Annotated in this window: 26 protein-coding genes and 1 riboswitch; of the genes, 11 read left to right on the top strand and 15 right to left on the bottom strand. The window is 52.6% G+C overall.

Annotated elements, in window-relative coordinates; translation table 11 throughout:
* The first annotated feature begins 71 nt into the window (after positions 1 to 71).
* Positions 72 to 1,043, top strand: a complete 972-nt coding sequence (senB, locus tag Q9245_RS00440; protein WP_305895318.1) for a selenoneine biosynthesis selenosugar synthase SenB — start codon at positions 72 to 74, stop codon at positions 1,041 to 1,043.
* Here senB and Q9245_RS00435 read toward each other — a convergent pair.
* From Q9245_RS00435 to Q9245_RS00425, 3 genes are all read right to left on the bottom strand, one after another.
* Positions 1,040 to 1,672 (bottom strand): helix-hairpin-helix domain-containing protein, encoded by a 633-nt coding sequence (locus tag Q9245_RS00435; protein WP_305895317.1) that lies wholly within the window; start codon positions 1,670 to 1,672, stop codon positions 1,040 to 1,042. The genes senB and Q9245_RS00435 overlap by 4 nt on opposite strands.
* Positions 1,673 to 1,713: 41 nt before the next feature.
* Positions 1,714 to 2,001 carry a hypothetical protein gene (locus tag Q9245_RS00430; RefSeq protein ID WP_348425030.1) on the bottom strand — a complete coding sequence of 96 codons (288 nt, stop codon included), beginning with the start codon at positions 1,999 to 2,001 and terminating at the stop codon, positions 1,714 to 1,716.
* A 212-nt stretch (positions 2,002 to 2,213) separates the two neighbouring features.
* A complete protein-coding gene (locus Q9245_RS00425; RefSeq protein ID WP_305895315.1) occupies positions 2,214 to 3,752 on the bottom strand; it encodes a bifunctional GNAT family N-acetyltransferase/carbon-nitrogen hydrolase family protein in 1,539 nt (512 codons plus the stop codon).
* A 187-nt stretch (positions 3,753 to 3,939) separates the two neighbouring features.
* Here Q9245_RS00425 and Q9245_RS00420 point away from each other — a divergent pair, with 187 nt between their 5' ends.
* Positions 3,940 to 5,829: a methyl-accepting chemotaxis protein gene (locus tag Q9245_RS00420; protein ID WP_305895314.1), complete on the top strand. Its 1,890-nt coding sequence runs from the start codon at positions 3,940 to 3,942 to the stop codon at positions 5,827 to 5,829.
* A gap of 43 nt (positions 5,830 to 5,872) precedes the next feature.
* Here the strand turns inward: Q9245_RS00420 and Q9245_RS00415 are convergent, their stop codons facing one another.
* Positions 5,873 to 6,802, bottom strand: a complete 930-nt coding sequence (locus tag Q9245_RS00415) for a hypothetical protein (protein ID WP_305895313.1) — start codon at positions 6,800 to 6,802, stop codon at positions 5,873 to 5,875.
* A 172-nt stretch (positions 6,803 to 6,974) separates the two neighbouring features.
* Between Q9245_RS00415 and Q9245_RS00410 the strand changes: the two genes are divergently transcribed.
* Positions 6,975 to 7,529, top strand: a complete 555-nt coding sequence (locus Q9245_RS00410) for a YiiD C-terminal domain-containing protein (protein ID WP_305895312.1) — start codon at positions 6,975 to 6,977, stop codon at positions 7,527 to 7,529.
* On the opposite strand, the gene recQ is transcribed toward Q9245_RS00410, so the two are convergent.
* Positions 7,520 to 9,388, bottom strand: a complete 1,869-nt coding sequence (gene recQ, locus Q9245_RS00405; protein WP_305895311.1) for a DNA helicase RecQ — start codon at positions 9,386 to 9,388, stop codon at positions 7,520 to 7,522. The two genes, Q9245_RS00410 and recQ, sit on opposite strands and share 10 nt — an antisense overlap.
* Before the next feature lie 171 nt (positions 9,389 to 9,559).
* On the opposite strand from recQ, the gene Q9245_RS00400 reads away from it, so the two are divergent.
* Complete coding sequence (locus tag Q9245_RS00400) at positions 9,560 to 10,765, top strand: 1-acyl-sn-glycerol-3-phosphate acyltransferase (protein WP_305895310.1); 1,206 nt, start codon at positions 9,560 to 9,562, stop codon at positions 10,763 to 10,765.
* A gap of 22 nt (positions 10,766 to 10,787) precedes the next feature.
* Here the strand turns inward: Q9245_RS00400 and Q9245_RS00395 are convergent, their stop codons facing one another.
* Positions 10,788 to 12,206, bottom strand: coding sequence for a TrkH family potassium uptake protein (locus Q9245_RS00395; protein ID WP_305895309.1), 1,419 nt, complete (start codon positions 12,204 to 12,206; stop codon positions 10,788 to 10,790).
* Between the two features lie 242 nt (positions 12,207 to 12,448).
* Here Q9245_RS00395 and Q9245_RS00390 point away from each other — a divergent pair, with 242 nt between their 5' ends.
* Positions 12,449 to 13,000 carry a porin family protein gene (locus Q9245_RS00390; RefSeq protein WP_305895308.1) on the top strand — a complete coding sequence of 184 codons (552 nt, stop codon included), beginning with the start codon at positions 12,449 to 12,451 and terminating at the stop codon, positions 12,998 to 13,000.
* A gap of 51 nt (positions 13,001 to 13,051) precedes the next feature.
* Here the strand turns inward: Q9245_RS00390 and Q9245_RS00385 are convergent, their stop codons facing one another.
* From Q9245_RS00385 to Q9245_RS00365, 5 genes are read right to left on the bottom strand one after another with little or no spacing between them, the layout of a single operon-like run.
* Positions 13,052 to 13,882 carry an ABC transporter ATP-binding protein gene (locus tag Q9245_RS00385; protein WP_305895307.1) on the bottom strand — a complete coding sequence of 277 codons (831 nt, stop codon included), beginning with the start codon at positions 13,880 to 13,882 and terminating at the stop codon, positions 13,052 to 13,054.
* A 6-nt stretch (positions 13,883 to 13,888) separates the two neighbouring features.
* The gene (locus tag Q9245_RS00380) at positions 13,889 to 14,935 is read right to left on the bottom strand and encodes an iron ABC transporter permease (protein ID WP_305895306.1); all 1,047 of its coding nucleotides are present in this window, start codon (positions 14,933 to 14,935) and stop codon (positions 13,889 to 13,891) included.
* Between the two features lie 4 nt (positions 14,936 to 14,939).
* On the bottom strand, positions 14,940 to 15,941 hold the full coding sequence (locus tag Q9245_RS00375) for an iron ABC transporter permease (protein ID WP_305895305.1): 1,002 nt from the start codon (positions 15,939 to 15,941) through the stop codon (positions 14,940 to 14,942).
* Positions 15,941 to 16,867 carry an ABC transporter substrate-binding protein gene (locus Q9245_RS00370; protein WP_305895304.1) on the bottom strand — a complete coding sequence of 309 codons (927 nt, stop codon included), beginning with the start codon at positions 16,865 to 16,867 and terminating at the stop codon, positions 15,941 to 15,943. The genes Q9245_RS00375 and Q9245_RS00370 overlap by 1 nt, the downstream gene beginning before the upstream one ends.
* On the bottom strand, positions 16,867 to 18,975 hold the full coding sequence (locus tag Q9245_RS00365; RefSeq protein WP_305895303.1) for a TonB-dependent siderophore receptor: 2,109 nt from the start codon (positions 18,973 to 18,975) through the stop codon (positions 16,867 to 16,869). The genes Q9245_RS00370 and Q9245_RS00365 overlap by 1 nt, the downstream gene beginning before the upstream one ends.
* Before the next feature lie 287 nt (positions 18,976 to 19,262).
* On the opposite strand from Q9245_RS00365, the gene Q9245_RS00360 reads away from it, so the two are divergent.
* On the top strand, positions 19,263 to 20,120 hold the full coding sequence (locus tag Q9245_RS00360; RefSeq protein ID WP_305897139.1) for a DMT family transporter: 858 nt from the start codon (positions 19,263 to 19,265) through the stop codon (positions 20,118 to 20,120).
* Between the two features lie 13 nt (positions 20,121 to 20,133).
* On the opposite strand, the gene Q9245_RS00355 is transcribed toward Q9245_RS00360, so the two are convergent.
* Positions 20,134 to 20,691 (bottom strand): manganese efflux pump MntP family protein, encoded by a 558-nt coding sequence (locus tag Q9245_RS00355; protein ID WP_305895302.1) that lies wholly within the window; start codon positions 20,689 to 20,691, stop codon positions 20,134 to 20,136.
* A gap of 38 nt (positions 20,692 to 20,729) precedes the next feature.
* A riboswitch (yybP-ykoY riboswitch) is annotated at positions 20,730 to 20,868 on the bottom strand.
* A gap of 110 nt (positions 20,869 to 20,978) precedes the next feature.
* Between Q9245_RS00355 and Q9245_RS00350 the strand changes: the two genes are divergently transcribed.
* The 4 genes from Q9245_RS00350 (at position 20,979) to Q9245_RS00335 (ending at position 23,292) form a co-directional block, all read left to right on the top strand.
* Positions 20,979 to 21,392 (top strand): hypothetical protein, encoded by a 414-nt coding sequence (locus tag Q9245_RS00350; protein ID WP_305895301.1) that lies wholly within the window; start codon positions 20,979 to 20,981, stop codon positions 21,390 to 21,392.
* An 86-nt stretch (positions 21,393 to 21,478) separates the two neighbouring features.
* Positions 21,479 to 21,922, top strand: coding sequence for a plastocyanin/azurin family copper-binding protein (locus Q9245_RS00345; protein ID WP_305895300.1), 444 nt, complete (start codon positions 21,479 to 21,481; stop codon positions 21,920 to 21,922).
* Positions 21,919 to 22,659 (top strand): RNA polymerase sigma factor, encoded by a 741-nt coding sequence (locus tag Q9245_RS00340; protein WP_305895299.1) that lies wholly within the window; start codon positions 21,919 to 21,921, stop codon positions 22,657 to 22,659. The genes Q9245_RS00345 and Q9245_RS00340 overlap by 4 nt, the downstream gene beginning before the upstream one ends.
* Before the next feature lie 183 nt (positions 22,660 to 22,842).
* A complete protein-coding gene (locus Q9245_RS00335) occupies positions 22,843 to 23,292 on the top strand; it encodes a DUF1499 domain-containing protein (protein WP_305895298.1) in 450 nt (149 codons plus the stop codon).
* Positions 23,293 to 23,933: 641 nt separating this feature from the next.
* Here Q9245_RS00335 and Q9245_RS00330 read toward each other — a convergent pair.
* Positions 23,934 to 24,200, bottom strand: a complete 267-nt coding sequence (locus Q9245_RS00330; protein WP_305895297.1) for a DUF6552 family protein — start codon at positions 24,198 to 24,200, stop codon at positions 23,934 to 23,936.
* A gap of 118 nt (positions 24,201 to 24,318) precedes the next feature.
* Between Q9245_RS00330 and Q9245_RS00325 the strand changes: the two genes are divergently transcribed.
* A complete protein-coding gene (locus Q9245_RS00325) occupies positions 24,319 to 25,194 on the top strand; it encodes a LysR substrate-binding domain-containing protein (protein WP_305895296.1) in 876 nt (291 codons plus the stop codon).
* Positions 25,195 to 25,247: 53 nt separating this feature from the next.
* Here the strand turns inward: Q9245_RS00325 and Q9245_RS00320 are convergent, their stop codons facing one another.
* Both Q9245_RS00320 and Q9245_RS00315 read right to left on the bottom strand, forming a co-directional pair.
* Positions 25,248 to 25,580, bottom strand: coding sequence for a tRNA-binding protein (locus tag Q9245_RS00320; protein ID WP_305895295.1), 333 nt, complete (start codon positions 25,578 to 25,580; stop codon positions 25,248 to 25,250).
* A 21-nt stretch (positions 25,581 to 25,601) separates the two neighbouring features.
* On the bottom strand, positions 25,602 to 26,501 hold the full coding sequence (locus tag Q9245_RS00315) for a DMT family transporter (protein WP_305895294.1): 900 nt from the start codon (positions 26,499 to 26,501) through the stop codon (positions 25,602 to 25,604).
* Positions 26,502 to 26,534: the final 33 nt, after the last annotated feature.

The raw sequence follows: 26,534 nt of genomic DNA, 5'->3' as shown, positions 1-26,534 counted from the left end.
CTTTCCAAGTCAATACTTTACCTAACGCAACTACCCATGCAGAATCTTTGAAACCTCCGAATGTGGCGATTATGGATATCATCATTATTACCCCGGCAGGGCCAGAGTCCAAAGCTGGCAACCGGGCAACCGCGGTACGATGGCAACAATTGCTTCAGCAATCCGGGCATCAGGTTGCGGTTGAAACTGAGTATCAGGGTGAGCAATGCGATCTGCTCATTGCTCTTCATGCCTGGCGCAGCGCGAACGTCATTAAAGCGTTCAAGGCTGCCTGGCCGGAAACTCCGTTGATTGTGGTGCTTACAGGCACGGATATCTATCACCACCAGCATGAATTCCCTGATGTAACTTACGAGTCGATGGACCTTTCAGATTTGCTGATCGGCTTGCATGATCTGGTCGCTCAGGACATTCCCGAGCGCTACGCAGGTAAATTGCTGACCCTGCGCCAGTCTGCGGATAAGCCTGCAGCTTTCGGGGGATCTCGGCTGGAACCCGGGCAGTTTCATATCTGCGTTTTGGGGCATCTCAGAGAAGAGAAAGACTCTCTTAGAGCTGCTATTGCCAGCCGCCATCTGCCAGAGCATTCGAACGTTATAGTGTCCTGCGCCGGCAAGCCGTACAGCGATGAATGGCGAGAACTAGCCCTGCAGGAAGGCCGAAGCAACCCCCGGTTCCGCTGGCTGGGAGAGTTGAACCGCCCGGAACTGGCCAATTTGGTGGCGGTCAGCAGCGTGATGGTGATCAGCTCGGTTATGGAGGGTGGTGCGAACGTCATTTCCGAAGCCTGTCGGGCTGAACTGCCGATACTGGCGTCGGATATTCCGGGTAACAGAGGTTTGCTGGGCGATGATTATCCGGGCTATTTTCCGGCAAAAGATGATCGCGCCTTGGCCGATCTGATGGCTCGCGCTGAAAACGACAGTGAGTTCTTGGCGGAGCTTAAGAGAAGGGTAGTGGAGCTGGCCGATACCTTCCAGCCTGAACAAGAGCGCCAGAGCCTGGAGAGGGCTCTGGCGCTCGTTGTAAGTGCGGACAGTTAAAGTACTTTCTTCGCTTCACTGGAAAGACTATCGAAGCCTTTAACGCTCTTGAACGCTTCCAGTTTTTTCTTGTCGGCGTCGCTCGGGTTGGCGATTTGCTCAATCGACGTGATGCCGGCATCTTTCATTTTTTTGGCTGTTGCAGGGCCAATGCCTTTAACCAAGGTCAGGTCTGATTTGTCGGCTGGCTTGGCTGCTTTTTTTGCCGCGGGTTTCTTAGCGGCAGGTTTCTTGGCTGGAGCCTTTTTTGCGGCTGGCTTTTTGGCCGCAGGTTTGGCGGGCTGTGCAGCGGTCTTTGCCTTTTTGACTGTGGTCTTTGCTGCCTTTTTAACGTCGGTTTCCACTTCTTTAGAGGCGATGCCCAGTTTCTCCAGCAAGCTGGTTTGCAGCTCGTGGAAATCATTCATACGGCGCTCCAGCTCGTCGTTAAAGCGGCCGATTTCCCGCTCCCGCAGTTCTTCTACCTCTTTCAGTAGTTTGCGAACCGGTTCCTGAACCTGACTTTGCAGCTGATCCAGCTGTTTGAGGGCATCATTGATCAAGCCTTCAATTTGCGTGGATGCTTTATCAAATTCTTTATTCACTGACTTTACGATTGCTTCGATGCTTGGCTTGGATTTCTTTGCCATCAGGCTGTCTCCTTGCGGGATAGGCTTCGTTAGAAAACAATTCAGGCTGTTTGCCGTGACCAGGTTGTTGGGCCAGCAGCCCTGCGCGATCTAAGGGTTTGCTTTTTGTAAAGCACCTCCCGGATGCGCCGTAGTTTTTCACTTAACGGAGAGTTTTCATTCGAATCAGGTTGAATGAAATCAATCGAGTAAAAGAAGTTGCTACAGTGTTTTCTTTTCTCGGTGACCAAGCCGGATATGCCCTTGGCCCAAATGTCATCGAGAGGCATTTTCATCACAAGATCAAGCGTGACCGTATCGCCAGGTTCGAAAGGTTTATCGGTTTTCATGATGCACCCAAAGCTGTCCAGCTCGTACAACCGGGCATGAACCTCTTCTCGACGGAAGAAACCATGCCGATAACGGAAGTGGGCGACAAGATCCGGTAGTGCGCTCTTCATGAAACCTGTTCTCTGCTCTTAATGGCGATCACTTGTAATGGGCGTAATTTGAACAATAGACGGACTGTGTCCGTTTGGCAATGACACCCATTTATCCCTGTTTATGATTCTACCGCTGGCTTTCGTGTTTTTATTTGATACAGATCTACTCGACGATCCAACAGATTGGTGACCGAACCTTCGTTGCGGACCAGCTTGAGTTTGTCGAGATCCATGTCGGAAAACATGATCATTTCTGTATTAGGTGTTGTCTCTGCCATCACTGCATCGTGCGGAAAGGCAAAGTCAGACGGCGAAAACACGGATGACTGGGCGTATTGAACGTCCAGATTCTCCACCTTCGGCAGGTTACCAACACTGCCGGTAATAACAACATAGCATTCGTTTTCAATGGCACGAGCCTGCGCGCAATGCCTTACTCTGAGGTAGCCGTTTTTGGTATCTGTCCAGAAAGGCACGCAAATAATATCGACTTCCTTTTCGGCGGCAATCCGGCCTAGCTCAGGAAACTCAATGTCGTAACAAATGAGAATGGCAACACGGCCAGCATCGGTCTCAAACACTTCAAATTCGTGACCGCCCTCAATCACCCAGTCGCGACGCTCGTGCGGGGTGATATGAATTTTTCGCTGTTCATCAACCCGGCCATCCCGGTGACACAAGTACGAAACGTTGTACACGCGGTCATCTTCAATCAGGGGCATAGACCCGGTGATGATGTTGATGTTGTAGCTGACTGCCATATCCGACATTTCATTACGGAACTGCTCTGTAAAGCCCGCGAGAAAACGGATGGCCCGCGTTTGATCCAGCTGGTCGGTCAAGCCCATTAGGGGGGCATTAAAAAATTCCGGGAAAAGTGCGAAATCACTTTTGTAGTCTGAAAGGGCGTCCACAAAGTATTCGACTTGCTTGAGTACTTCTTCTACAGAGGTGAACTCTCGCATTTGCCACTGTACAGCTCCCATCCTAACCTGGGTCTTCTTCACGTCCAGAACGGAGGTGGGGGGCAGGTAAAGGATGTTTCGCCATTCCAGCAAGGTGGCATAGCCAAGGGATTTCTCATCCTCTGGCAGGTATTTGTGCATGAGCCGGGTGACCTGAAAATCGTTGGAAAGCTGAAAGCTCAGGATGGGGTCGTAGATCTCTTTTCGATCTACCCGTTGAATGTACTCTTCCGGCGTATATTGTTCGGCATATTTGAAGTAATTAGGTATTCGGCCACCGGCGAGAATCGCCCTCAGGTTCATGGACCGGCAAAGTTCTTTGCGGGCCTCATAAAGGCGGCGCCCCAATCGGTAACCGCGGTATTCCGGGTGAATGAATACATCCAGACCGTATAACGAGTCGCCGTTGGGGTTGTGCCAAATTTTTTCGTTACGAAGAATCAGGTCGTCGTAGGCGTGAGGGTTGCTGAATCTTTCGTACTTCACACACACGGTAAGGGCAACGGCCACCAGTTTGCCGCTTTCCTCAATACAAACTTGTCCGTCTGGAAACTGCTCCACCAGGGTCTTGATAGTGTCTTTTGGCCACGCTCCGCCGATGTCGTCATAAACATCGTCCATCAGTGCCTGCAATTCGCTGTAATCATCGAGGGTGAGGTTTCGCAGATTCAGGTGTAGATCTTCGTGGGCCATGCAAGCTCTCTCCGTTGGGTTTCCGCATCGGCAAAAGACGATAGTGCGTCGAATATTAGCAGAGTATGCAGGCACCTACACGTTCACCTAAAGAACCGGTAGCGGCCGCCGATACACTTGGTAACTGTGCCTTTCAGACAACTGGATTAAACTCGCGCACCGCTTATTCCTTGGAGGAACTTTCATCGTGCAACTTACATTCGGGCAGAAACTGCTGGTTGCTGTCGGCGTTCTGATCGCCGTCATCATGGCTGTTTTCGCGTTTACTTCGGATCGCCAGATTCAGAAAACCACAGACACTTATGTGTTTGCCATGTTAGATGGGGCCATTGAGCAGAGCACTGCGAGTATTGCTGGCTGGCTGAACACCCGTTTGGATATGACCAGTGCGGCGGCGAAAGCTCTGGGCAACACGGAAACAGACGAACAAGCACGGGTTCTGCTGAACAGTATGACAGAGGGCGGTAACGCGAAAGATGTCTACGTGGGTACCACCGATGGCCGAATGATTATGCGCTCCATGGCTTCTGAGCAGGCTTTGGGTGCCAGCTTCGATCCACGGGAACGACCTTGGTACAAGCAGGCGCGCGCGGAAGGCAGAGCCTCTTTTACCGGGATTTATCAGGATGCCCAGACCGGCGAGACCTTGATCTCGGCCATCGCTCCGGTGTCTTCCGGCAGGTTTGAAGGCGTGGCCGGTATGGATATCAGCCTTAACGTAATCCAGGAACTGCTGGCCGCAATCACCCTTGGTGACGCGGGCTATGCCATGTTGATGGACGGTGACGGAACCATCCTGTTTCACCCGGATCCGTCGTTGATCGGCAAGAGTGCCCGGGATTTCCTGGGGTATGCACCCGCAAAGGATGGCACGCCTAAGCGATACGAGCGAAACGGGACAGAGTGGAGTGTCGCGTTTTTCCCGATCTCCGATGCCCGAGGCGTGGATTGGTATATTGGCTCGGTGGTGAACTGGGACCAAATCACCCAACCCGTTGTAGACGCAAGAATGGCCAGCCTGACCATTGCCTTTGTTGGCTTGATTTTAGCTCTGATCATCCTTCACTTTGGTATTCGCGCGTTGATGGCACCGGTGCGCAGGTTGAATGATGCCATGTCCGACATTGCGTCCGGCGATGCCGATCTTACCCAGCGCCTTGATGACAGTGGCAGTGACGAGTTTGGACTTCTCGCAAGCAACTTCAATAAGTTTGTATCAAACATTCAGCAAGTTGTGAGTGAGGTGAAAGAAGGTAGTGAAGAGCTGTCTCAGAACGTGACCTCACTTCGACAAACTTCCAGCAACAGTCGCAACAGCGTGGAAGGACAGCAGGGCGAAATCAATATGGTGGCGACGGCCATTAACGAGATGTCTGCGGCGGCGAATGAAATTGCTCAGAGTGCCCAACAGACGGCGGAAGCCGCCGAACAGGCAGACCACGAAAGCCTTGGCTCCCGGGAAACCGTTGCTGCGTCTCGGGATGCGGTGCAAAAACTGTCTCATGAGATCACGGCGGCGGCCGAGGTCATCGATAAGCTTGGTCAGGACGTTTCTTCAATCACTACGGTTCTTGAGGTGATTCAAGGTATTGCCGAGCAAACCAACCTGCTTGCTCTGAACGCTGCAATCGAAGCAGCACGGGCGGGCGAAGCTGGCCGTGGTTTTGCTGTGGTTGCTGACGAGGTTCGCAATCTGGCACAGCGCACCCGCGCATCCACAGAGGAAATCAACAACATGATCGAGCGCCTTCAGAAAGGTGCTAACGATGCGGTTGATGTGATGAAAGCATCCACTGCGGTTTCCAATGTGAGTATGGAGAAGGCTCAGGATGCGATGGAGTCTTTGAATCGGATTGCTGAGGCCATTACGTCAATCAGTCAGATGACGTCGCAGATTGCGACGGCGTCAGAAGAACAGACGTCTGTTACTGAAGAGTTGAATGCGTCGATCACACGCATTGCCGAACAAGGCCAGGCTGCGGCGGAAGCCACCAGTGAAAATGACGTGTACAGCAGTCAGATTGAAAGCATCGGGCATACTCTTAACGAAAGAGTGAGCCGGTTTAAAGTCGATTAATCTGATCGTTATATGGCAAGGCCAAGGATGGCTTTGCGCAGTGTTAGTGGTTGCCGGTCAGGTAGTCAATTCTCCGTTCTAGGTTGTCCAGAATGCGTCTGGCAACGTACCCGGAATCTTCCGTCAGGTGAGGGTTATCTAAAGAGATCACCGTTCGCCGATTAAGATTCAGGCGGGCCACGCTCTCTCCAAATGAATGTTTTAGATAGGCCGCAAAACTACCGTCTTTGATGGCACGCTCCAGACCCAGTTGTAATCTGTGGGCTGTTTCATGATCAGCCGGCGCCACAAACAAATACGAAGGCATCGGATAGGCCAAGAGAAGCGTGGGTTCAACAACCAGCCCCTTCGCGTCATCGCGCTCCAGCTCAAACATCACCTCGCTGATGCCCCTCGCGAAACATTCGAATCTCCGATTCTGGAGCATGCCAAAAAGGATTTCGTATCGGGTATGGGTGATCACGCTTACGCCATTGCTCTTGAGAATAGGTGTATCTGGCCAGTGAGCGCCTTGACCAATCCGGATATTGCGCGAGTAGAGGTCTTCGATATTGGTGATGCCATGAAATTTTCTGAGGTTTTCCGGTAACACCAAGCAAACGCGGAACCCCAGAAGTCCGCCATCGACGGGAATCGGAACGGGGGTAAGTGCGGTTTCCCGTTCAGGTGATGTGGCCACGTTGGCGATATCGACCAGTTCAGAATTGTTACCGGCAAGCTCTCGGAGTACTCGGCCTTGGCTTAACTCCTCACTCCGGATCAGCCGGAAGCCGCCGTATTCGGGAGTTTTATTGAATGCCAGCTCAACCAGCGTGTGAATGGCCGGGTTGTCGTAATTTCGGTACCAGAGAATGTAATCGTTGGGTTCAGCCGCAATGGCTGACTCTGCGGTGAGTTGCAATCCAATCAGAATGGGTAGAAGCCCCAACAAACTTCGCGATTTCAGTCGATGAATCCTGGCGAGAGGTGGCAAGCTTAAAGTCCTTCTTTTAGCCGATAGCACAGTCATACAGCCAATGCGCGGTTGAAAGATTAGCGTAAATTGCGTGATTTGCACGAAATTTACGTGATAATTCGCGAAGTTTCTTGAACCTATGCAGCAGTATTGCAATCATTCTCGCCTCAACAATCAGAGGAGCCACACCATGGCCGTTATTGATAAGCTCATAGGCACTGCAGGGCAGTGGGTAGGACATACCGATGCAAATGCAACCTTGTTACACCCATTGGAGTGGATTAAAAAAACCGGCAGTTACACCGCGATTAATCGTATTGTCGGCATGGCCATTCCGTTTACGACTCGCAACGGCTTTTCGGTGCAGGAAGTTCGCCCGGGCTATGTGCGCGCGAAGGTGAAGTTGAAGGGCAACAAGAATCACTTTGGCAGTTTGTATGCGGGTGCGTACTTCCTGGTGGCTGAAATTCCCGGCGGTATTCTGGCATTGTTTGATCTGGGCCCGGCTTACACGCCGATCTTGAAAAGCATGACCCTGGAATTTTTGCAGCCCGCTGATTCAGATGTGGAGGTTGAGTTCACTCTTCCGGAAGAAACCGTTGCCGCGGTCTTGGCCGAAGCCAATGCGACCGGGCGAGGCAAGTTCACTCTGGAAGGGGTGTTAAGAGACAAAGACGGCAACCATGTTGCCACGTCTTTCGCTCAGTACCGGGTGCGAAAGAAGGGCTTCAAGCCTCAGGGTTGAGCAATCTCCTGCAGCGTTTGCAGGAAAATATCTCCGTATTTTTCTAGCTTCGCTGCGCCCACTCCGCTGACTTCAGCCAGCTCTTCCAACGATTTTGGCCGACGTTCCAGCATGTCGAACAAGGTGGTGTCGTGGAAAATCACGTAGGGCGGTACCCCTTGTTTGTCCGCCAGCTCCTTTCGGCAAGCCCGTAAGGCATCCCAGCCGGCCTGATCGGTGATTTGGTCTTTCACATTGGCGCCGCTGCGCTTGCCGGGACCGGTACCAGACGTTTTCTTCACCACCGGATCTTTTCTGAGTTCGATCTTCTGCTGCCCTTTCAGTAACGGGCGACAGATTTCTGTTAACTGAAGCGCGCCGTAGCCGTCTGGATCAGCCCTCAGGTAGCCATTGGCGACCAATTGCCGGAAGACTGATTTCCATTCATTGGCCGAAAGCTCGGTGCCAATCCCGAAGGTGGAGATGGCTTGATGCCCGGCCTGCAGGATGCGTTCGTTGCTTGAGCCTCTCAGCACGTCAATCAGATAGGTGACGCCGTATCGCTGACCGGTACGGAACACGCAAGATAGCGCTTTCTGGACAGCTACCGTGCCATCCCATGTTTCTGGCGGGGTCAGGCAGGTGTCACAGTTGCCGCAGGGTTCTTCCAGAGTATCCCCAAAGTAGCGAAGCAATACCTGGCGACGACACTGGGTGACTTCGCACAATCCCAGCATGGCATCCAGTTTTTGGCGTTCAACGCGTTTGAATTGATCGTTGCCTTGAGAGGTTTCCAGCATTTGGCGCAGTTTGATCACGTCTTGCAAGCCATACACCATCCAGGCGGTGGAGGGTTTGCCATCACGACCCGCCCGGCCGGTTTCCTGATAATAAGCCTCCAGACTTTTCGGCAAATCAAGATGCGCGACAAACCGTACATCCGGCTTGTCGATGCCCATACCAAAGGCAATTGTCGCCACCACAATAACCCCATCTTCCCTTAGAAAGCGTTCCTGATTCCGTGACCGTTCCTCGCTGGACAAGCCTGCATGGTAGGGGAGAGCGGTATAGCCTTTATCGGACAATAGCTTGGCGGTAGCGTCTACTTTGTTCCGGGATAGGCAATACACGATGCCGCAATCACCTTGATGCTCTGCTTTAATAAAATCCAATAACTGTCTGTTTGCATTTGTTTTAGGGGTGATACGGTATTGGATGTTTGGGCGATCAAAGCCGCTGACAAAATGCCTGGCGTTCGTGAGTGAAAGGCGCTCGGCAATCTCTTTTCGGGTGCGCTCATCGGCGGTGGCCGTCAGCGCGATGCGGGGTACGCCGGGGAATTCTTCGGCCAACATGCTGAGTTGCAGGTAATCCGACCGGAAATCATGTCCCCACTGAGACACGCAGTGAGCTTCATCAATTGCAAACATCAAAAGTGATGCGTTGTGCAGCAGCTCAATAATACGAGGTTGAATCAGGCGTTCTGGGGCACAATAAAGCAGATCCAACTCACCGGTCATCAATGCGTATTCTGTAGCGCGAGCTTGCTCGAAATCCATCGAGGAATTCAGGAAGGCTGCTTTCACACCCAGTTCACGCAAGGCGTTAACCTGATCTTGCATCAACGCAATCAGCGGCGAGATCACAATGGCAGTGCCGGTTCGAACCAGTGCGGGCACCTGATAGCAAAGCGACTTACCACCCCCTGTCGGCATGAGTACCAATGCGTCGCCGCCATTAATCACTTCCCGAACGATATCACCCTGTAACGGGCGGAAGCTTTCGTAGCCAAAAACCTCGTGCAGCACCTGTTCCGGGCTCTTTTCAGAAACCGATGGGCGCTCTTTGGCTAATTGCTCGAAGTCATGATCGTGGTACATGATGGGCGCAGGCCTTTGGACAGGGTAAATTTCAGGCTGGGAATCATACCAGATATAGGCTTCTGAAGGATGTCCAAGGCGATTAGGTGGAGGAAAACCGGTCATAGACCGGCTACAATATCGCACCGTTCAAAAATCCGATTAACATCCGCGAACAACAACAGGGCCCGCATGCAGGAATTTGACTCAATTCGACCTTACTCGGACGAAGAAACTGCTCCCACTATCCAGCGCCTGGTTAATGATTCTGAATTCCTGAATATGATCGGCCGTTTCAGGTCGCCGCGTTTGGCCGCTTGGGCACCGGCGCCTTTGCGGTTCTATATTCGCCACTGGTTATTGAAACGCTTCGGGCATATCAAGTCGGTCGATGACCTGCAAACGAGTTTGTCGGGGTATGTCGGAGAGTTGGTTGAAAGCACTACGCTGAAAGTCACTCACAGTGGCCTCGAGAACCTCAGCAAAACCAATGCTCATCTTTTTATCTCGAACCATCGAGACATTGTGTTTGATCCGATGATCGTTAATTATCTGTTGTTCCAGAACGGGTTCCAGACTACCCGGATTGCTATCGGGGACAACCTGTTGTCCAACCGTGTGTTTGCCGAAATGATGAAGCTGAACAAGAGCTTTCTGGTGCGCCGGAACATCACCAGCCCCCGGGAGATGCGCGATGCGTATTTAACCCTTTCCGGGTTTATCAATCACAGTATCGACACCAATCACAGTGTGTGGATTGCTCAGCGTGAGGGCCGCGCGAAAGACGGGATTGACGCCACAGACCCGGCCATCATCAAGATGTTCTATATGAGCAAGAAAAAGTCCGGCTTGGGTTTTGACGAGGCGCTTAGTCGTTTGCATATCGTGCCGGTGTCTATTTCTTACGAATACGACCCGTGTGATGTTGATAAAGCCAGAGAGTTAGAGATTCGTGAACGCACTGGCGATTACCAGAAGGCTGAGGGAGAAGATTCCGAGCAAATCATGAAAGGGCTAACCGGGCCCAAAGGGCACGTACACGTGCACTTCGGGGCACCCATATCCAAAGCGCCGAACACTCCTAAAGAGCTTGCCGCGCACATTGATCACGAAATGCACGCAAATTACCATCTCCATGCATCCAACCTGGCAGCGTATGAAATGCGTAACTTGCAGGTTGAGACACCGGAAACGGCCAATCGCTTAGGTATTGACGCCATTTCAGCGGGCGCTTATTCGAACGAAGAGCGAGAAGAGGCCAAGGCTGAAATTTCCAAGCGCCTGAATGCCTGCGATACAGCTGGCCGTAAGTATTTGCTGGATATGTATGCCAATCCGGTGGTTAACGCTTTGGCTGCGCGCCGGCATACAGAAAGTATGGAAACAGAATCTGATTAAGCGAGTATCTGGCGCGGCACGATCAGCCGCGCCAGAACCCCGGTGACAGCACGATCACCACGCTTAGAATTTCCAGCCGCCCCATCAACATACCCACCGCCAGAATCCATTTTGCTGCGTCTGGCAGCGGTTCGAACGTTCCGGCTGGGCCGATGATGTCGCCGAGGCCCGGGCCAACGTTGGTCAGCGATGTCAAAGCACCGGACAACGACGTGATGAAGTCCAATTGCAAGGAAGCCAGCAGCACGGTGATCAGCAGCAAGCAGAGCAAGAACATAAAGGTGTAGGCAATCATCGATGAGATGATTTCGTCACTGACCGATCTGCCGTTGTAGTTTCGGGTGAACACCGCGCGAGGGTGTAAGAGCCTCAACAACTGCTCACGTAGAACCATCAATGACAGCTGGAATCGGAAGATCTTCATGCCACCTGCGGTTGACCCTGAACACCCGCCTACAAACATCAGGAAGAAAAACAATACAAACGCCAAGGGCCCCCAAGCGGAATAGTCTTCGGAGGCATAACCGGACGTACTGATCACCGACGTTACGTTAAACAGCACTGAAATGTAGTTGTGCAGCGGGTCAAAATAATCCTCCGCCACCCACCAGCGGTAAAGTGTTAAAAGCGCGGGAACCGTAAGCAAGATTGTCAGGAAGAGCCGAACTTGCTGATCCCGGAACAGGGCAAAGTGCTGGCCATGCATTTCCCGAACAAACAGGAAGAATGGCAGGCTGCCAAGGACCATGAACAAAGTGGCTTCTGCCAGAATCAGATCGTTGAACTTGCCCATCGAGAAATCAGACGTTGAAAACCCGCCGGTCGCGATACTCGTTAAACCGTGGTTAAACGCATCGAACAACGACATGCCCGATGCCCAGTAGGTGAGCACCGCAACGGTGGTGAGTACCACATAGACAATCAGCAGGCCCCGGCTCAGGGTTTTCATGCGGGGAAGCGCTTTGTCTGTCCACTCAGAGGATTCCGTCGCGAACAGGCGCATACCGCCGACACGCAGGAATGGCAGCACGGCAACGAACATGCCGATGATACCAATGCCGCCCAGCCACTGAAGAATCGAACGCCAAAGCAGCAGATCTTTATCGAAATCGTCGAGCCCGGTTAATACTGTTGCACCGGTGGTGGTTATCCCGGAGGTGCCTTCAAAAAAAGCATCCGCAAGGGATAGCCCGTTGTCGCTCAGATAGAAAGGTACTGCGGATAATGCGGAAATAATAAACCAGCTGGAGACGGTCAGCACGAACATGTAGCGCGGCTTGAGGTCTCTGGAGCGGTGCCGGGTGCTTAGCACGCCGATCACACCAAGCAAAAAGACCAGGGCTGCGGATTCCGCGAATGCCGTGGCATTGGGCGCACCATCGGGTGTAAAAAAAAGCAAAGCGACCGGTAACGTCATGAATACACTAAGAAGTATAAACATGATGCTGACGATTAAGATGACAGGACTAAGGTTTCTCAAGAGACGCCCAAAACAGCTAACAGTGAGATGCGGAAGGATACCCCCCGTGCCGTGCAACCGCAAGGAAACAGGGCGTTACAGAGAGTATTAACGGGAAATTAAAAGACGTTAAATTTCAGTTTTAACTATGGATATATTCACGATGATCGTCCAAGTTAAAAGGAGAAGCAAAAACAACTCTGTTCATGCTGAGGAGAACGCTGATGACTATTAGAAAAAATTTACTGATTGCATCTATCGCAACTGCCGGTTTGGCTATGGCTAGTACCGCATCAGCTGCAGACATGTATAAGTCTGGAGTTGGGGCTCTCTATGCAGGTCTGAATTATACATTTATGAACCTGGACTTTGATGGCGAAGACGCAGATGTAGGCACGCTATCTGGCAAAGTTGGCGTGATGGCTAACGAATACGTTGGCTTTGAAGCTCGTGCTGGCTTTGGTGTGAATGATGACAATATTGGGGGAGTAGCAGATGTTGAAGTAGATAACTTCTTTGGCGGCTACGCAACCTTCAATATGGTGAATGAAAGCCCCATCACGCCATACGCTGTGATCGGTTTCACCCGTGCGGAACTTGAAGTGGACACTGCTTTCGGCTCAGACTCGGACGACGACTCTGATTTCTCTTACGGCGCCGGCATCAACTTCGAAATGGCGCAGAATGTATCAGGCAACCTCGAATACATGCGTTACTACGATGATGACGACGTGACCGTAGACGGTATTGGCTTAGGCGTTCAGTTTAATTTCTAACGTTGATAATGCCTGCAAAAAAGCCCGGGAGTGTGCTGCTCCCGGGCTTTTTTATGCGTAAGAGGCGGTGCGATTTAGATGTTCATCCGCTAACGATCTACTTCCTTTATGCGCAGAAGCATACCCTGAACAGAAAGGCCTGCCGTTTTCCTCAACGGTGACCTTGGTTTCTACACGAAAGACTCGCCGGATCAATGATTCGGTAATCACGTCGCCCGGGCTTCCCATGGTTTGTAATTCGCCTTCGGCCATCACTGCAATTTGGTCTGCAAACTGTGCTGCCTGGTTCAGATCGTGCAATGACATAACCACGGTTAACCCGTGCTCACGGTTAAGCTTGGCTAACAGCTCCAACACCTCCAGCTGATACCCCCAATCCAGAAACGTGGTGGGTTCATCCAGCAACAAAATACTGGTTTCCTGTGCCAACGCCATAGCGATCCACACCCGTTGCTGTTGGCCCCCCGAGAGTGCTTCCACCGGCCGATCAGCCAGTTCGTCTACGCCTGTCATCGTCATCGAATCATGGGCGATTCGATTATCCTCGGCCTGATTCTTTTGCCACCATTTGCGATGGGGAAAGCGGCCCAGAGTCACCAGATCTTTCACCAGAATACCATCCGGAACGATGGGTTTTTGCGGCAACATGGCGAGACGCAATGCCAGCCGTTGACGGTCCCATTGATTTAGCGGTTGCCTATCCAGTAATACGCGCCCGGAGCGGGCTGGCAACAAGCCAGCGAAACTTTTGAGTAAGGTGCTCTTCCCAGAGCCATTAGGCCCTAATAAGCAGGTGATCGCCCCTTCAGGAATCGCCAGCGACACATTGTTTACAACCGGAGTCGCGCCATAAGCTAATGATAGATTTTCAGTTTGTATCATGGTGTCTCAGGATTGCCGTGATAACAGATAAAGAAAGAAGGGCACGCCCAGAATAGCCGACACTACACCTACAGGTACTTCATAGGGTGAAAATAACGTTCGCCCGAGCACATCGGCTCCCACGGTGAGTAGAGCTCCGAGCACCACGCACAGCAGCAGTTGTGCCGAAAGACCGGGCCCGGCGAGCTTGCGGCTAATGTGTGGAATCAATAGCCCGATGAAACCTACGGGGCCGGCAACGCCAACGGCGCTGGCCGCCATCAGAGTCGCGATCAACAGAGCAAACGCTCGCCAGCGGTTAAGCGGCAACCCGAGTGTTTGAACGTGCTGATCGTCCAATTGCATCACTTTCAGAGGGCGTAGGAGCAGCCCTACGCCGGCGATCCCAATGATTGTCCAGGGTAACAGTGAGCTGAGGTGACTCCATTTCGCGCCATACAGAGAACCAGCCAGCCATTGCGCCACTAGTTCGGTATGAGCATGTCCCCAAAAGGCCAGCGTGCCGGTGGTTAATGCGTGCAACATACCGGCGATGACGGCGCCGATTAACGTCATCTTCAGGGGAGATAATCGGCCATTGCTCAAACCCAGAAAATACACCGCCACAGCCGCGACCATGCCACCGGCCATCGCGAATAGTGGCAAGTAGTCTAATGCGGGAGACACGTTGTTGTAGGGATTTCCGCTGGAAAACAGCCAGTCCCCAACGATGAAGGCGATCACAGCCACCAGACTGGCCCCGGCTGAGATGCCCAGAATACCGGGTTCGGCCAATGGGTTTCGGCTGAGCAACTGCAACAACCAACCAGACAGCGCAAAATGAACACCGATCAATAGCCCCACCAACGTTCTTGGCAATCGAATATCGAAAACAACCCGGTGAACGTGTTCAGTGCTGTCTCCGGCGAAGACTGACCATATTTGTGGCCATGAAAGATCGACGGCCCCCGCCTGAATACCGGTAGCCACTGCCAGAATTAGCCCGACCGCGCCCAATATCAGGCCTGAAGCGACGCGGCTGGAGGGATGCAGTGGTGCAGTTTCGGTTGCCATCGCTCTATGCGCTCCGGACTGATGTTTTGTTATTCAGCAAGTAGATTAGCCATGGGGCCCCAATCAGCGCCGTCAACATACCCACGGGTAATTCCTGGGGGAAAGCCAGCTGTCGTGCGAGTATGTCAGCGGATAATAAAAGCAGAGCACCAAGGAGTGCGGTTAGAGGTAACCAATGTTTGATCTCACTTCCGATTATGCGTCTGGCAATGTGCGGCGCCACCAGCCCGATGAAAACGATAGGGCCGGTAAACGCGACGAGTGCGGCAGCAATGAGTAGCGCGAATAGCAAGAAAATAAGGCGCCAGCGCCCGACAGCCAGGCCCATTGCGAGTGCAAGGTCGTCGTCGAGCTGAAGTAGTTTGAACGGGCGGTGCATGGCCAACAGCGCGGCCATTGGCAACACAAGCCAAGGCAACACCAATTCGAGCTGAACCCAGCCGCGGCCCATCAAGCTCCCGGCCAGCCAATAATACAGCTCGGCCGCTTCCGCACCGGATACCAATAATAAGCCTGTGGTTACGGCAGTCGCCAAGGATGTAACGGCGATGCCCGCGAGCACAACACGCTCGGGTTGTAGCTGGCGCCTGCCGGCAATCACGAAGGTCAGCGCGCCGCCAAGCAAGCCTCCGGCAAGTGCCATTAACGGAAGCCAGAACGCATCGGGATTGGCCAGTGTTCTAAGAGAAACCACCGCCAGTGCCGCGGATGCAATTACGCCGGTCAGGCCCGGAGACGCGAGCGGGTTGCGGGTAACCCCTTGCATGACAGCGCCCGCCATACCAAGCGCGGCACCACCGAGCATGCCGAGGAGGTTTCGGGGCAGCCGCAGCTCCATCACACTGACTTTCGTTAGTATATCTCCGCCACCGTGCAATACAGTCCATAAAGAGGAAGGCGACACCCATCGGGAACCGGCCATTAAACCCAGCATAAACAAAACCGTCAGTATCAAAAATGCGGTTCCGTATGCTCTGTATAGTGGCACGCTTGGTTTGTTAGCCATTAGTTCTCTGAACTGGTTGCAGGGTTGTTAAGCAGTAATCGCTCGATGTCATCAAGAATGCGCTCCCGAGCGATAGGGCCTGCACCTTCTTTCCAGTAGTGCGGTACCTCAAACACTCGCTCATTTTGCACGGCTTTCAAGTATGGCCAGACCGGATTCATCGTAAAGGCGCGCTGCCGACTCGTCGGTAGCATCAGGATGATGTCCGGGTTCAATTCCAGCAACGCCTCCAGACTGACCCGGTAGCCCAATGGAATGCTTTCTTCGGGATTTGCAAGCGCACCGCCAACGCTATTGAAGCCGAGTTTTTCCAGCAGCGCGGTCGCTAGAAAATGATCGTAGTAGATGAAGGGGGTTTCGCTGCCACTGGTCAGCAAGGCAATGGTTTTTGCGGGCTTTCCTTTTCTAAGTGCCGCAAGCTCATCAATCTTGTCCAAGAAGTCCGCATTTAACTGAATCGCCTTCTCGCGGGCTCCCAATGCTCGCCCCGCCAATTCGACCGCCCGAAGGCTGTCTGATAACGAGATGAGATCCAGAGCGAGTAGGGGGGCGATGGATTCAATATGAGCTCCATCTTTCTCGGTGTATCGACGAATGGCAATAACCAGATCTGGTGCAAGTTTTGACAGTATTTCCAGATTCGGTTGATGCCGAGGCCCCAGCGTTGGGACCCCTTTCAGCTGATCGGACAAATAGTCCGGCACACCTTTAAGCCCATAATCCGTCACCGCGACCGGCACGACTCCAAGGGCCAGCGACACATCTGCCCCGAAGGTTGAAATCGCGGCCGGTTGGGTCGCCGCTGCCGATAGCCGCAGGGTGGCCCCGCGGTCATCGGTCAGCTCTATACTCTGGTCGCTCGCCAAAACGGCCGGCACAACCAGAGCAAAGAGTATGGCTAATGCCAGATTCCGCAATTCAAACATCAGAAATCAAGCTGTGCTTCAAGAACAAAGCTTCGGCCCGGCTGCGGCACGCGCCCAACCGGGCTAACGTCTACGCCGCGGAAGTAATAATCTTCATCCAACAAGTTGTTGACCGCTAAGCCGAGGTTCAGCACGTTGCCGCTACCCATCGCGAAATCTCGACCAACACGCGCATTCACCAGGTGGTAGTGCGGCAGCTTTCCGGCGCTTCCGTTGTCGGTTTCCTGTTCGGTGTTGTCAGCATCGCTGTAGCTTGAGCTAACGTACACCCAGTTCACTCGGGCATCCCACGCCTGGTAGTTATAGACCGCATCGGCACTCACTTTGTGGCGAGGCGCGTTAGGCAGTTCATTGCCTTCGTTGTCGCCGGTCAGTTGTTCGGTATCGAGGAACGTGTAACCAAGCCCCAATTCCCAAGCGTTGTTCAAATATAAGCGGTTCGACAGTTCGATACCCTGATGACGGGTTTCGCCAAGGTTCTCGTACCGGCTGTTCGCGCGATTGAACTGAATCTGGTCTTCGTAGTCGATTCGGAATAGCGTCGCTGAGGATAGAAGGTCCGGCGTTACCTGGAAGCGGGCGCCCAGCTCGTGGTTCCATGCGGTTTCGTTGGCAACTTCGCCTTCACGGGTGGTTTGGGCGATCTGTACGGGTACGAGTGAGCGCTGGCTGTTGGCAAATACGAAGAGGTCATCCGATGCTTGCAGGCCAACGGTCAGCCCAGGAAGCCACTCTTCTGCGTTATTCTTTTCTTTTTGGTTGTTCAGATTATCCTGAAAATCCATGGCAACGTCTTCGTAACGAATGCCAGGTGTTACAGTCAGGCGATCATCCAGAAACGACACAGTATCGCTGAGATAAAACGCCATGGCACGGGTGTCCAGGTGCCAGTCGCGAGCAACATTTCGCTCGTTGTTTGCCAGGGTCAGCCGGTTAACGTCGAATTCAACGTCTTCGCTGACGAAACGCGCGCCAACGGTGATGTCATGTCGGCCGTGCTTGATCGCCAATCTGGGCTCGGTGCTGTAAACCGTGAACAGGCGCGGGGAATCAGCAACAAGCGTGGAATCTTCTGCAGGATCTGCCCAGTGGCCGCCACTGCTGAAGTTCTGGCCAAAGAAGAACGTACGATCGGCATCGTGGACGAAGTTGCGCCATTGAAATTCAATGTTGTCGGATGGCGTATAGGTCCACGTAAAGGTTGCACGGGTCATGTCGGCTTCGTAGCCATCATAGGGGCGCTGACTTTGCGTGCGATCATCTTTATAGGCTTTTGGAGAGAGGGCGCCAGGCAGGTCGGCCTCTACCCGATAATACTGCAGTTGTGATGCCAGTTCGTGTTGATCATTCAGGTAATAACGTGCATCCAGAATCAGATTGTCTACTTCAGTATCGGAGTGGTCGCGGAAGCCGTCGCCCCGTTGAATGTTGGCCTGAAGCTGTAAATCGAGCTTATCGGTTGCCCGGCCCCCAATACGGTAATAAGTGTCTGTGAACACATTACCGGTTTCTTCAGCGATTGTGATGCGCTCGCGCAGTGTTTGCGTGGTTTCTGCAGGGATGGGCTTAGTCACCATGTTGACCACGCCACCCACGTTATTAGGGCCGTAATGCACCGAAGCACCACCACGAACAATGTCCACCACTTCCAGGCTGGGAAGGGTGACCGGGAACAAAGAAACCCCTACGTTGCTGTATGGCCCTATCGCGATTGGGTAACCATCAACCAACAGTTGCAACCGTTCACTTCTTAACGGGTTCAACCCCCGAACGCCAATGTTTGGCAATATACCGGTGCCGGTTTCGTCTAACACGGTTACCCCTGCGACGGGGCGCAGCGCATCTTCAAGATTCAACGCACCAGAATTTTGCAGCTGATCGTTTTCAACGACCGTGCGTGCACCGGTGTAGGTTTTTTCGGATTCTTTAGTCGGAGCCCCTAACCAATCCGCTGTTACGGTTATACCCGGTAGCAGGGTAGAGCTGTTTCCTTTGGCTTGTGCCATTGCAGGCATTGCGCCGATTGCCAAAAACGACACAGGGATCAATGAAATGGCGACGGCCAGTGGGTGGCGGTTGAGCGGCTTCTTAGCTTCTCGTTTTGACATTGGGGGCTCCAGCACTTCAGGGAAAGAAGATGCGCATTATACTGAGAAGCGTTCTCATTACAATCTATAGAGAGCGAGATGGTGAGCTATCTAATGATCACATGTACCATGTTGCGTTTTTTGCGGATACACTCCGGCCACTGACTGACAAAGACACAAGTTAGCTGTAACGCCACGTTCCCCGGGACACGCAAGCCGCTCTGATCAGGAAACTTGGATTGACCACTTTTACCAGCCGTTCAGGCAACAAATCACTTAACGGTACTGGACCTTTCACAGTTAGTTTGATGCCGGCAGTTTTCGTGTGGTTGTGGAGCACCGGCTTTATCGGTGCAAAGTACGGGCTCCCGTACGCCGAACCTTTTACATTGTTGTTATACCGAATGCTGTCCACTTTGGTCGTGCTGGGCCTGATTGCGTGGTGGCTAAAATCGAAATGGCCGTCAGTTACCGGAATGGTACACACAGCGACAACTGGTTTGCTCGTACATAGACTCTATCTGGGCGGTGTGTTTTATGCGATTGACGATGGGATGCCCGCGGGCGTGGTTTCCATCATTGTCGGTCTGCAGCCTTTGGTCACTGCAGCGGTGGCTGTTGTGGTTCTGCGGGAATCTATCAGCATGCGTCAGTGGTCAGGGTTGGTGCTGGGACTTATCGGCGTCAGTTTGGTTATATTGGAGAAAATTGGGGGTACGAGCCAGGTTTCAGGCTTTCCCGTCTCGGCATTGCTTTGGACGTTGATCGCACTTGCAGGTATTTCGATCGGTACGGTGTATCAAAAGCGTTTTTGCCAGGGAGTCGATTTGGTTCCGGGCGCCTTTATTCAGTACTGCGCGGCGTCGGTTCTGTTTGCTCTGGGGGCTTTCGCGTTTGAATCGCGCGAGGTGTCGTGGAACATTCAGCTCATATTGGCAACAGGCTGGCTGGTCCTGGGCTTATCCGTGGGCGCCATTCTTCTTCTGATGCAATTGATTCGCCGTGGTGCTGCGTCGAACGTTGCGAGTTTGTTTTATCTCGTGCCTCCGGTGACCGCCTTGCAGGCCTATATTCTGTTCGATGAGCGACTAGGATTGATCGCATTATGCGGTGGCCTGCTAGCGGTTTTGGGCGTGGCGCTGGTCGTTATTAAGAAAAACAACTAATCACACAACCGGGCTATAAATTCGTAGCCAATATCCACACTCCCACGCCCGCAAGCGTGAGGCCGCCAAAGACTTCAGCCCGATGGCCGAGTAGGGAGCCAACTGTCCTACCCAGCAGAACGCCCATGGTTACCATGAGAGTGGTCGCTGCACCTATCAAGCCGGCCGCTATCCAGATGTTGACGTTGATGAACGCCAGGCCAACACCCACAGCCAAGGCATCAATACTGGTGCCAACTGCGGTCAGGCACACTTTTAATGGAGAGTGGCTGGTGGGTTTTTCGACGTCTTCAGTACCTGGCTTCAGGCCTTCATAAATCATGTGAGCGCCTAAGCCCACGAGCAAGAAGAACGCAATCCAATGAGCCCAAGCTTCAACATAACTGGAGGCAGTGCGGCCAATCAGCCAGCCTATAAGTGGCGTGATTGCTTCGATAGTTCCAAAAATCAGGCCCATGCGCAGGGCGTCAAAGAATCGCGGATTTCTGAGGGTTGCTCCTTTACCAATAGCAGCGGCAAAGGCATCGGTGGACATGGCAAAGGCAAGTAAAATGAGGGCTACTGGGTTCATTCTTTAACTCCGGCCGGGCTTGTTGAGTCCACGATATAGCCACACGCCCGACCAAAGGCATGGGTATATCGATGGTCTCGCCAACCGAAGTGGTGTCCGCACCATGGCATGTGGCCAAGTATGTTGATGCGAACTCTTCCGAGGAACGGAAGCAGGCTACTCCCCAAAGAGGATGGTAATTTACCAGCGTGTTAGTCCGATATCAATCGATAAAAATTCTGAAACCTTTCCGCCGGAACTGCATCTGTTTCATTGCCACATTAATTATTCGCGAAAGGGGAATGGCTATGAAAACGTTACTGATCGGGTTGTTGGGCATGAGTCTGGCGGCGGGCGTACTGGCCCATGATGAAGGCAAGCTTGCCCAAATGCCTCCGGAAGGACCGTACGTGCAGGTGAGCGATGTGTTACCGCTGCCTGCATTTCTGCCGGGCCTTGGAATACTCTTCGTCGATCCGGATACCTTGCCCGCCGGCCCATTCTTAAGCTACGACCGTGATGGAAAGCTGTCTGCTACCGTTTATATGACACCTCTTGAGGAACTCAAAAACGGCGTTGCTTACGACGATCTGGCGGTTGGATCTCATGAGGTTACGGCTGTCGATATCTACTACAACGCTGGGCATCCCGGAGTCGAGAGTCCACACGCGCACGTCGTGCTCTTCCACGATAAGAGGGCCAAAGACCGCTTGGCCAAATAGGCACTGTAACTGGCGATCATACTATGAACTGTTCAAGACGTAGATTGCTGAGGTTGTCGGGCTCGCTCCTACTTTTAAGCTGTGTAGTGAACGAGGTTCATGGTGATAACGATGTCGTTATCACCATGAAAGGCACACATCGGGGTGAAAGAGTTTGGTTTGAGCCGAAAGGTGTTGCAATAGAGCCGGGCACAACCGTTACTTTCATTAATCGGGATCCGGGTAACTCCCACACCGTTACTGCTTATCACCCTGAAATTTTTGATCGTGTTCGACGGATTCCGAAAGCAGCTAAACCATTTGATAGCGGCTATTTACTTCCTGGCCAAACGTTCAGCCTAACTCTGACGGTTCCTGGAGTGTATGACTATTACTGTGTCCCGCATGAGATGGCGGCTATGGTTGGGCGAATTATCGTTGGATCACCAGCATTAGAAGACTGGGATGAATCCGCGTTGGGTGCGGGGGGAGTGAGGGGAGATGTCAGTGCACAATTCCCTTCAGTCCGCGATATCTTCAATGCAAGATGACAAAAGGCATGCTTATGAAAAGCCCTGTTGACTCTTTATCACCTAAAACCAGCGTAGACCCGCAAACTTCTGAAGAAGAGCTCGTCAAACTTGCCCAGCAGGGAGAAGAAGTCGCCGTACGAGAGATCATTCGAAGACTGAATCCTCGTCTGTTTCGTATCGCTCGGGGTATTTTGGATAACAGTGCCGAGGCCGAGGAAATCGTCCAGGAAACCTATCTGGTTGCTTTTACCCGAATTGAAGAGTTTCGCGGCGACTCCAAACTCTCGACCTGGATCACCAAAATTGCGTTGAACGCAGCCAAAATGAGATTGCGCAAACGCCATCCAACTCAGGAATATGATTCGGTTTCGGAGCAGCTTCACCAGACAGCGTCTGTGATAGCGTTTCCGAGTGCGTCACAGCGATCGCCGGAAAGTGAGCACGGAGTTACGCAGTTTCGAGAGTGGGTGGAATCAGCGGTCTCTGAGTTGCCAAGCAATCTTCGGATTGTGTTTGTTCTCAGGGAGGCAGAAGGCATGGCGATAGCCGACATAGCAGCGGATCTTGGTATTACCGTTATGACGGTCAAAACGCGCCTTTTCCGTGCCAGGCGACATCTGAAAAAGTTGTTTGAGTCACATATACAGGGAGGTTTTGAAAACGTGTATCCATTTGATGGCGCTCGTTGTGCTCATATGGCGGATTCTGTGGTCGAGCTGCTCGCTGATGTTTTCCGGACGACACGATCAGAGTGATAAGAACAACGTAGGAGACTGCAAATCACCAACATCGTTTATCAATGCCAATACTGAATTTAACATAATATACATTATGCGCAGCGGTGGATTGGCAGGAACGCTATACTTTCGAAAACCAGAGGTGGAGAATCTCCGCCTTATTCTTGCCAACCCAAACTTTTAAAAAGAGCTCCTAACAACGTGCGCCACTTTATTGTTCTATTAATCGTGCTTCTGACCGGATGTGCCTCTACCGAAAACGTACCGCCAACGGGCACCGATTTCGTGCTGGATGAATGCCCGCCGTTTTGGAACTGCGTCTCGACGTCGTCCACCACAAATTATCACGGTATCGAACCGATTCAATTAATAGAGCCGTTGAGCGAATCAGCTTGGGCCGCTATCAAAGCCGAAGCTCTCGAGTTGCCAGGTGCTTCATTAAACGAGGCTCGATACGGTTACGTGAATATCACCTGCTACAGCGACGGGCTTGGTTTCCCGGATTATCTGGAGCTGTTGATTGATGCTGGCAAGCAGCAGTTGAACGTTCGGTCGCAGTCGCGCCTCGGGTTTTACGATATGGGTGTGAACCGGCTCCGAGTTGAGCGGTTGCGAAGTCAGCTGGTTGAACGTGGTATTGCGGTCGATTAACAGCAAGTGTGGTGCTTGCGTGCACAAGTGTAGGTACCAGAAGTCAAAATTACTCGCGCTGAAAGACTGCGCTAAAAGCCCTTCGGACAAGCGCTTTAGGAATGTCCAATATTTAGGTGTATTGGACATTATGTGCGTCCGCTTGGTTTCGCGTTCCTTAGACTTGGACAAATCGTTGGCCATGTGTCATCCGGCAACAACGTTCATCTACGGATGAATTTCCTGAAGGAAACGTTACAGGATGCTCGGTACAAATTAGTGCAGCAAACGAAAAAACTTTGGAGCGCATTCAGTATCACGGTTCAAACGCCCCTTGTATGCCACTGGTTTGCTTGCCTGATTTAGCTCACTTGTCATGAGGCTTGTTGATAGTGCCGCATAGCTTCCCTGCCCCACTATACATAGGTTCCAACGACTCCCGGGTGCCATCAATGCGCACTCAAGACACACGGTGTTAATCGACTACTTTAACTGCAAAACCGTGAAGCCAGGATTGCTGGCTAAAGACGAACTACCGAACCACAATAACCCAAGGCCTGTTGGCAGAAGACCCGAGTTTTTCCGTAAAGATGGTGGTGGAATCTTCCGCCGCAACAACTAACTCATGACTGCCGGTACTTCGGTCTAATAAAGCATCCGGTTTATGACTGGCTGATCATACCCACGGTCATCGAACCTAGGGCAACCGAGTGAATCAACATAATTGCTTTGTCATTCCAGAAAACACCCACAACAAACCATCCAACCACTCCAATAACAAACAGGTACAGATTCCAGGGCGTCCAGCCGAACCCTGTCGCGGCGTAACCGAGTATCTGGATGATTGATGAAACCCACTTTACGCCGAAGGCCAGCGATTCCCGACCCTCTCCTCTAAATACACGATGCACAATTTTTTCTACAGTCATAAGAGCCTCCATCGATAAACTTACTTGTTTCCGTTGCCAGGACTTGAAGCTCATTTTACGATGCTATGGAGAACTGAGCGATCCATGGGAGCTGCTTCCAGACTGGAGAAAATCTACTGTGTCGAAAAAACTCAATCTACCCTCAATGAATGGTTTACGTGCCTTTGAATCTGCGGGAAGACACCTTACGTTTCGCGCTGCGGCGGAGGAGCTCGACGTAACCCAGGGCGCTGTGGCTCAACAGGTGCGCGGACTGGAGAATGACCTCGGTTTGCGACTGTTTCGAAGAGAGTCTCGGGGTCTGGCGTTTACCGCCGAAGGGTATGACTACCACGCTGCTGTATCGCGCGCACTGCTGCAAATCTCGAACTCGACCGAACGGCTGAGGCCCTCACCTACAAGCGTAACCATAAGTGTGACGCCGACATTCGCATCGAAATGGTTAATCCCAAGACTTCCTGAATTCACCCGCAACCATCCAGACATTGATCTGCGCATAACGGCAACAGAGAGAGTTCTGAGCTTCCATACGGATGGCATTGATCTGGCCGTGCGGCAGGGGCAGCCACCCTCAAGCGCCCATTTGACAGCCGACCTCCTGTTTCGCCAGGACATCATTGCCATTTGCTCGCCGGGCCTACTCAGAGACCGGGCTGCACCGTTGAGTGAAACTGCGCTCTCAAGTTTGCCCCTGATTCACGACACACACGATTTATGGCCTCTTTTCTTGCAAGAGCACGAAGGAGTAAAAACAGAAATAAATAAAGGGCTGCGCTTCAGCCAGACAACACTCTGTATCGACGCCGCTCTTGCTGGGCAAGGCGTTGCCTTGGCCAGCCGGTTTCTGGTTGAACGTGACCTTGCCGAAGGCCGACTGGTCCAGTTCGTTCCGAAGATCCTCCGGGGGGATCAGGGTTTTTACCTCTTAGCTCCGCGCCAACATGTGTCGGCAGCGGCTACGAAGGTCTGTGACTGGCTTAAATGTTCGGGTTAAAAGGGGCGTAAATGTTCGCTTCGGCTGGCTTGTGATGTGTAAGCCGCCGAATCTTAGAACAAGCGCTCCCCGTTATCTACCTGCACGTCCGGCCTTACCAAGGTAACTGCGCCCTTCTCCGTTTGCACGCCAGTGACCAGACACTCCGACAAAAAAGGGCCGATCTGTTTGGCCGGAAAATTGGTGACGGCCAGAACCTGCTTGCCGATGAGCTCCTCCTTGCTATAGAGGTTCGTAATCTGTGCACTCGATTTACGAATACCAATGTCCGCCCCGAAATCCACTCGCATTTTATAAGCAGGTTTGCGCGCCTCAGGAAAATCCATTACGTCAATGATAGTCCCGATCCGTAGTTCAACCTTCTCGAAATCGTCCCAAGTAATCATCTCACAGCTCCTTCGACGTAGTTAGTCTGTTAACAATTCTGACTCGGCGACCGTCCGACTTTTCGCACGGCCGGCGATCAAAGAACCAATGACGATCAGGATGCTGGCACTCAACACGGCAACCGTAGCCTCGCCGTAGCCAGCAAGGATCAACAGGATCACTGAAAGCAGTGGCGCACTGTATGCAAGGGTTCCCAGTAACTGGATGTTTCCGTGTTTGACACCATAGTCCCAAGTGAAAAACGCGACACCCACCGGCCCAAGCCCCAGCCCGACCACGGCAATCCATTCCGTTGCGCCCGCCGGCCATACCGTTTCTTCCCACAAAAGGTGGCAAACCAACGCCAGTATGGCCGTTACACCGCAGAACCAGCCCACGGCATCGGTCGGTACCGAGCGAACCAATCTGCTAAGAACAGAATAAGATGACCAGATCAGAGCGCAGGACAGAGCCACCAGGTAACCCGGCAGGTTCTCCCAGGCAAATCCGTCGGCATTACGGCTGATCAACAACCAACATCCTGCCAGGGCAACCAGGGCTCCAACGATGTACTGAGGTCGTAGTTTCTCGCCCGGCAGGAAGGCCGACAGCAGGACGATCAGCAGCGGCCAGAGGTAAGCCAGAAGGCTGACTTCAACAGCAGGGGCCAGTGTCATGGCCTTGAAGTAAGCAAAGTGATAACCGAACAAACCAACGATGCCGATGCACCATGCAAGTGGCGATTGCCGTAAATAACGCACGCCGGAATGCCCCGAGAGGACCCAGCGGCCGCCCATCAACATGAAAGCGATGCCGAAGGTCATGGCCATGAGCTGAAACTCTGGAATCTCGCCACTGGAAAGCTTGGTCAGCAATGCCAAAGTGCCCCATAACAGAACGGAAATCGACCCGATCCAAGTTGCGGCGTTAACGGATGCCATGTAACCCTCCTCGAAATTCTCACCCGTGAATGA

It is taken from the genome of Marinobacter sp. MDS2, assembly GCF_030718085.1.
Lineage (GTDB): Bacteria > Pseudomonadota > Gammaproteobacteria > Pseudomonadales > Oleiphilaceae > Marinobacter.
This window is presented reverse-complemented; position numbering and strand designations above follow the sequence as displayed.

What these genes read in the sequence shown, in the direction of transcription:
- Q9245_RS00355 (WP_305895302.1), bottom strand. Translation starts at nt 20,691, where the DNA reads ATGAACCCAGTAGCCCTCATTTTACTTGCCTTTGCCATGTCCACCGAT.
- Q9245_RS00330 (WP_305895297.1), bottom strand. Translation starts at nt 24,200, where the DNA reads ATGACTGTAGAAAAAATTGTGCATCGTGTATTTAGAGGAGAGGGTCGG.
- Q9245_RS00350 (WP_305895301.1), top strand. Translation starts at nt 20,979, where the DNA reads ATGAAAACGTTACTGATCGGGTTGTTGGGCATGAGTCTGGCGGCGGGC.
- Q9245_RS00430 (WP_348425030.1), bottom strand. Translation starts at nt 2,001, where the DNA reads ATGAAAACCGATAAACCTTTCGAACCTGGCGATACGGTCACGCTTGAT.
- Q9245_RS00340 (WP_305895299.1), top strand. Translation starts at nt 21,919, where the DNA reads ATGACAAAAGGCATGCTTATGAAAAGCCCTGTTGACTCTTTATCACCT.
- Q9245_RS00395 (WP_305895309.1), bottom strand. Translation starts at nt 12,206, where the DNA reads ATGTTTATACTTCTTAGTGTATTCATGACGTTACCGGTCGCTTTGCTT.
- Q9245_RS00410 (WP_305895312.1), top strand. Translation starts at nt 6,975, where the DNA reads ATGGCCGTTATTGATAAGCTCATAGGCACTGCAGGGCAGTGGGTAGGA.
- Q9245_RS00370 (WP_305895304.1), bottom strand. Translation starts at nt 16,867, where the DNA reads ATGTTTGAATTGCGGAATCTGGCATTAGCCATACTCTTTGCTCTGGTT.
- Q9245_RS00365 (WP_305895303.1), bottom strand. Translation starts at nt 18,975, where the DNA reads ATGTCAAAACGAGAAGCTAAGAAGCCGCTCAACCGCCACCCACTGGCC.
- recQ (WP_305895311.1), bottom strand. Translation starts at nt 9,388, where the DNA reads ATGTACCACGATCATGACTTCGAGCAATTAGCCAAAGAGCGCCCATCG.
- Q9245_RS00320 (WP_305895295.1), bottom strand. Translation starts at nt 25,580, where the DNA reads ATGATTACTTGGGACGATTTCGAGAAGGTTGAACTACGGATCGGGACT.
- Q9245_RS00390 (WP_305895308.1), top strand. Translation starts at nt 12,449, where the DNA reads ATGACTATTAGAAAAAATTTACTGATTGCATCTATCGCAACTGCCGGT.
- Q9245_RS00435 (WP_305895317.1), bottom strand. Translation starts at nt 1,672, where the DNA reads ATGGCAAAGAAATCCAAGCCAAGCATCGAAGCAATCGTAAAGTCAGTG.
- Q9245_RS00380 (WP_305895306.1), bottom strand. Translation starts at nt 14,935, where the DNA reads ATGGCAACCGAAACTGCACCACTGCATCCCTCCAGCCGCGTCGCTTCA.
- Q9245_RS00315 (WP_305895294.1), bottom strand. Translation starts at nt 26,501, where the DNA reads ATGGCATCCGTTAACGCCGCAACTTGGATCGGGTCGATTTCCGTTCTG.
- Q9245_RS00385 (WP_305895307.1), bottom strand. Translation starts at nt 13,882, where the DNA reads ATGATACAAACTGAAAATCTATCATTAGCTTATGGCGCGACTCCGGTT.
- senB (WP_305895318.1), top strand. Translation starts at nt 72, where the DNA reads ATGGATATCATCATTATTACCCCGGCAGGGCCAGAGTCCAAAGCTGGC.
- Q9245_RS00400 (WP_305895310.1), top strand. Translation starts at nt 9,560, where the DNA reads ATGCAGGAATTTGACTCAATTCGACCTTACTCGGACGAAGAAACTGCT.
- Q9245_RS00360 (WP_305897139.1), top strand. Translation starts at nt 19,263, where the DNA reads ATGCCGGCAGTTTTCGTGTGGTTGTGGAGCACCGGCTTTATCGGTGCA.
- Q9245_RS00425 (WP_305895315.1), bottom strand. Translation starts at nt 3,752, where the DNA reads ATGGCCCACGAAGATCTACACCTGAATCTGCGAAACCTCACCCTCGAT.
- Q9245_RS00375 (WP_305895305.1), bottom strand. Translation starts at nt 15,941, where the DNA reads ATGGCTAACAAACCAAGCGTGCCACTATACAGAGCATACGGAACCGCA.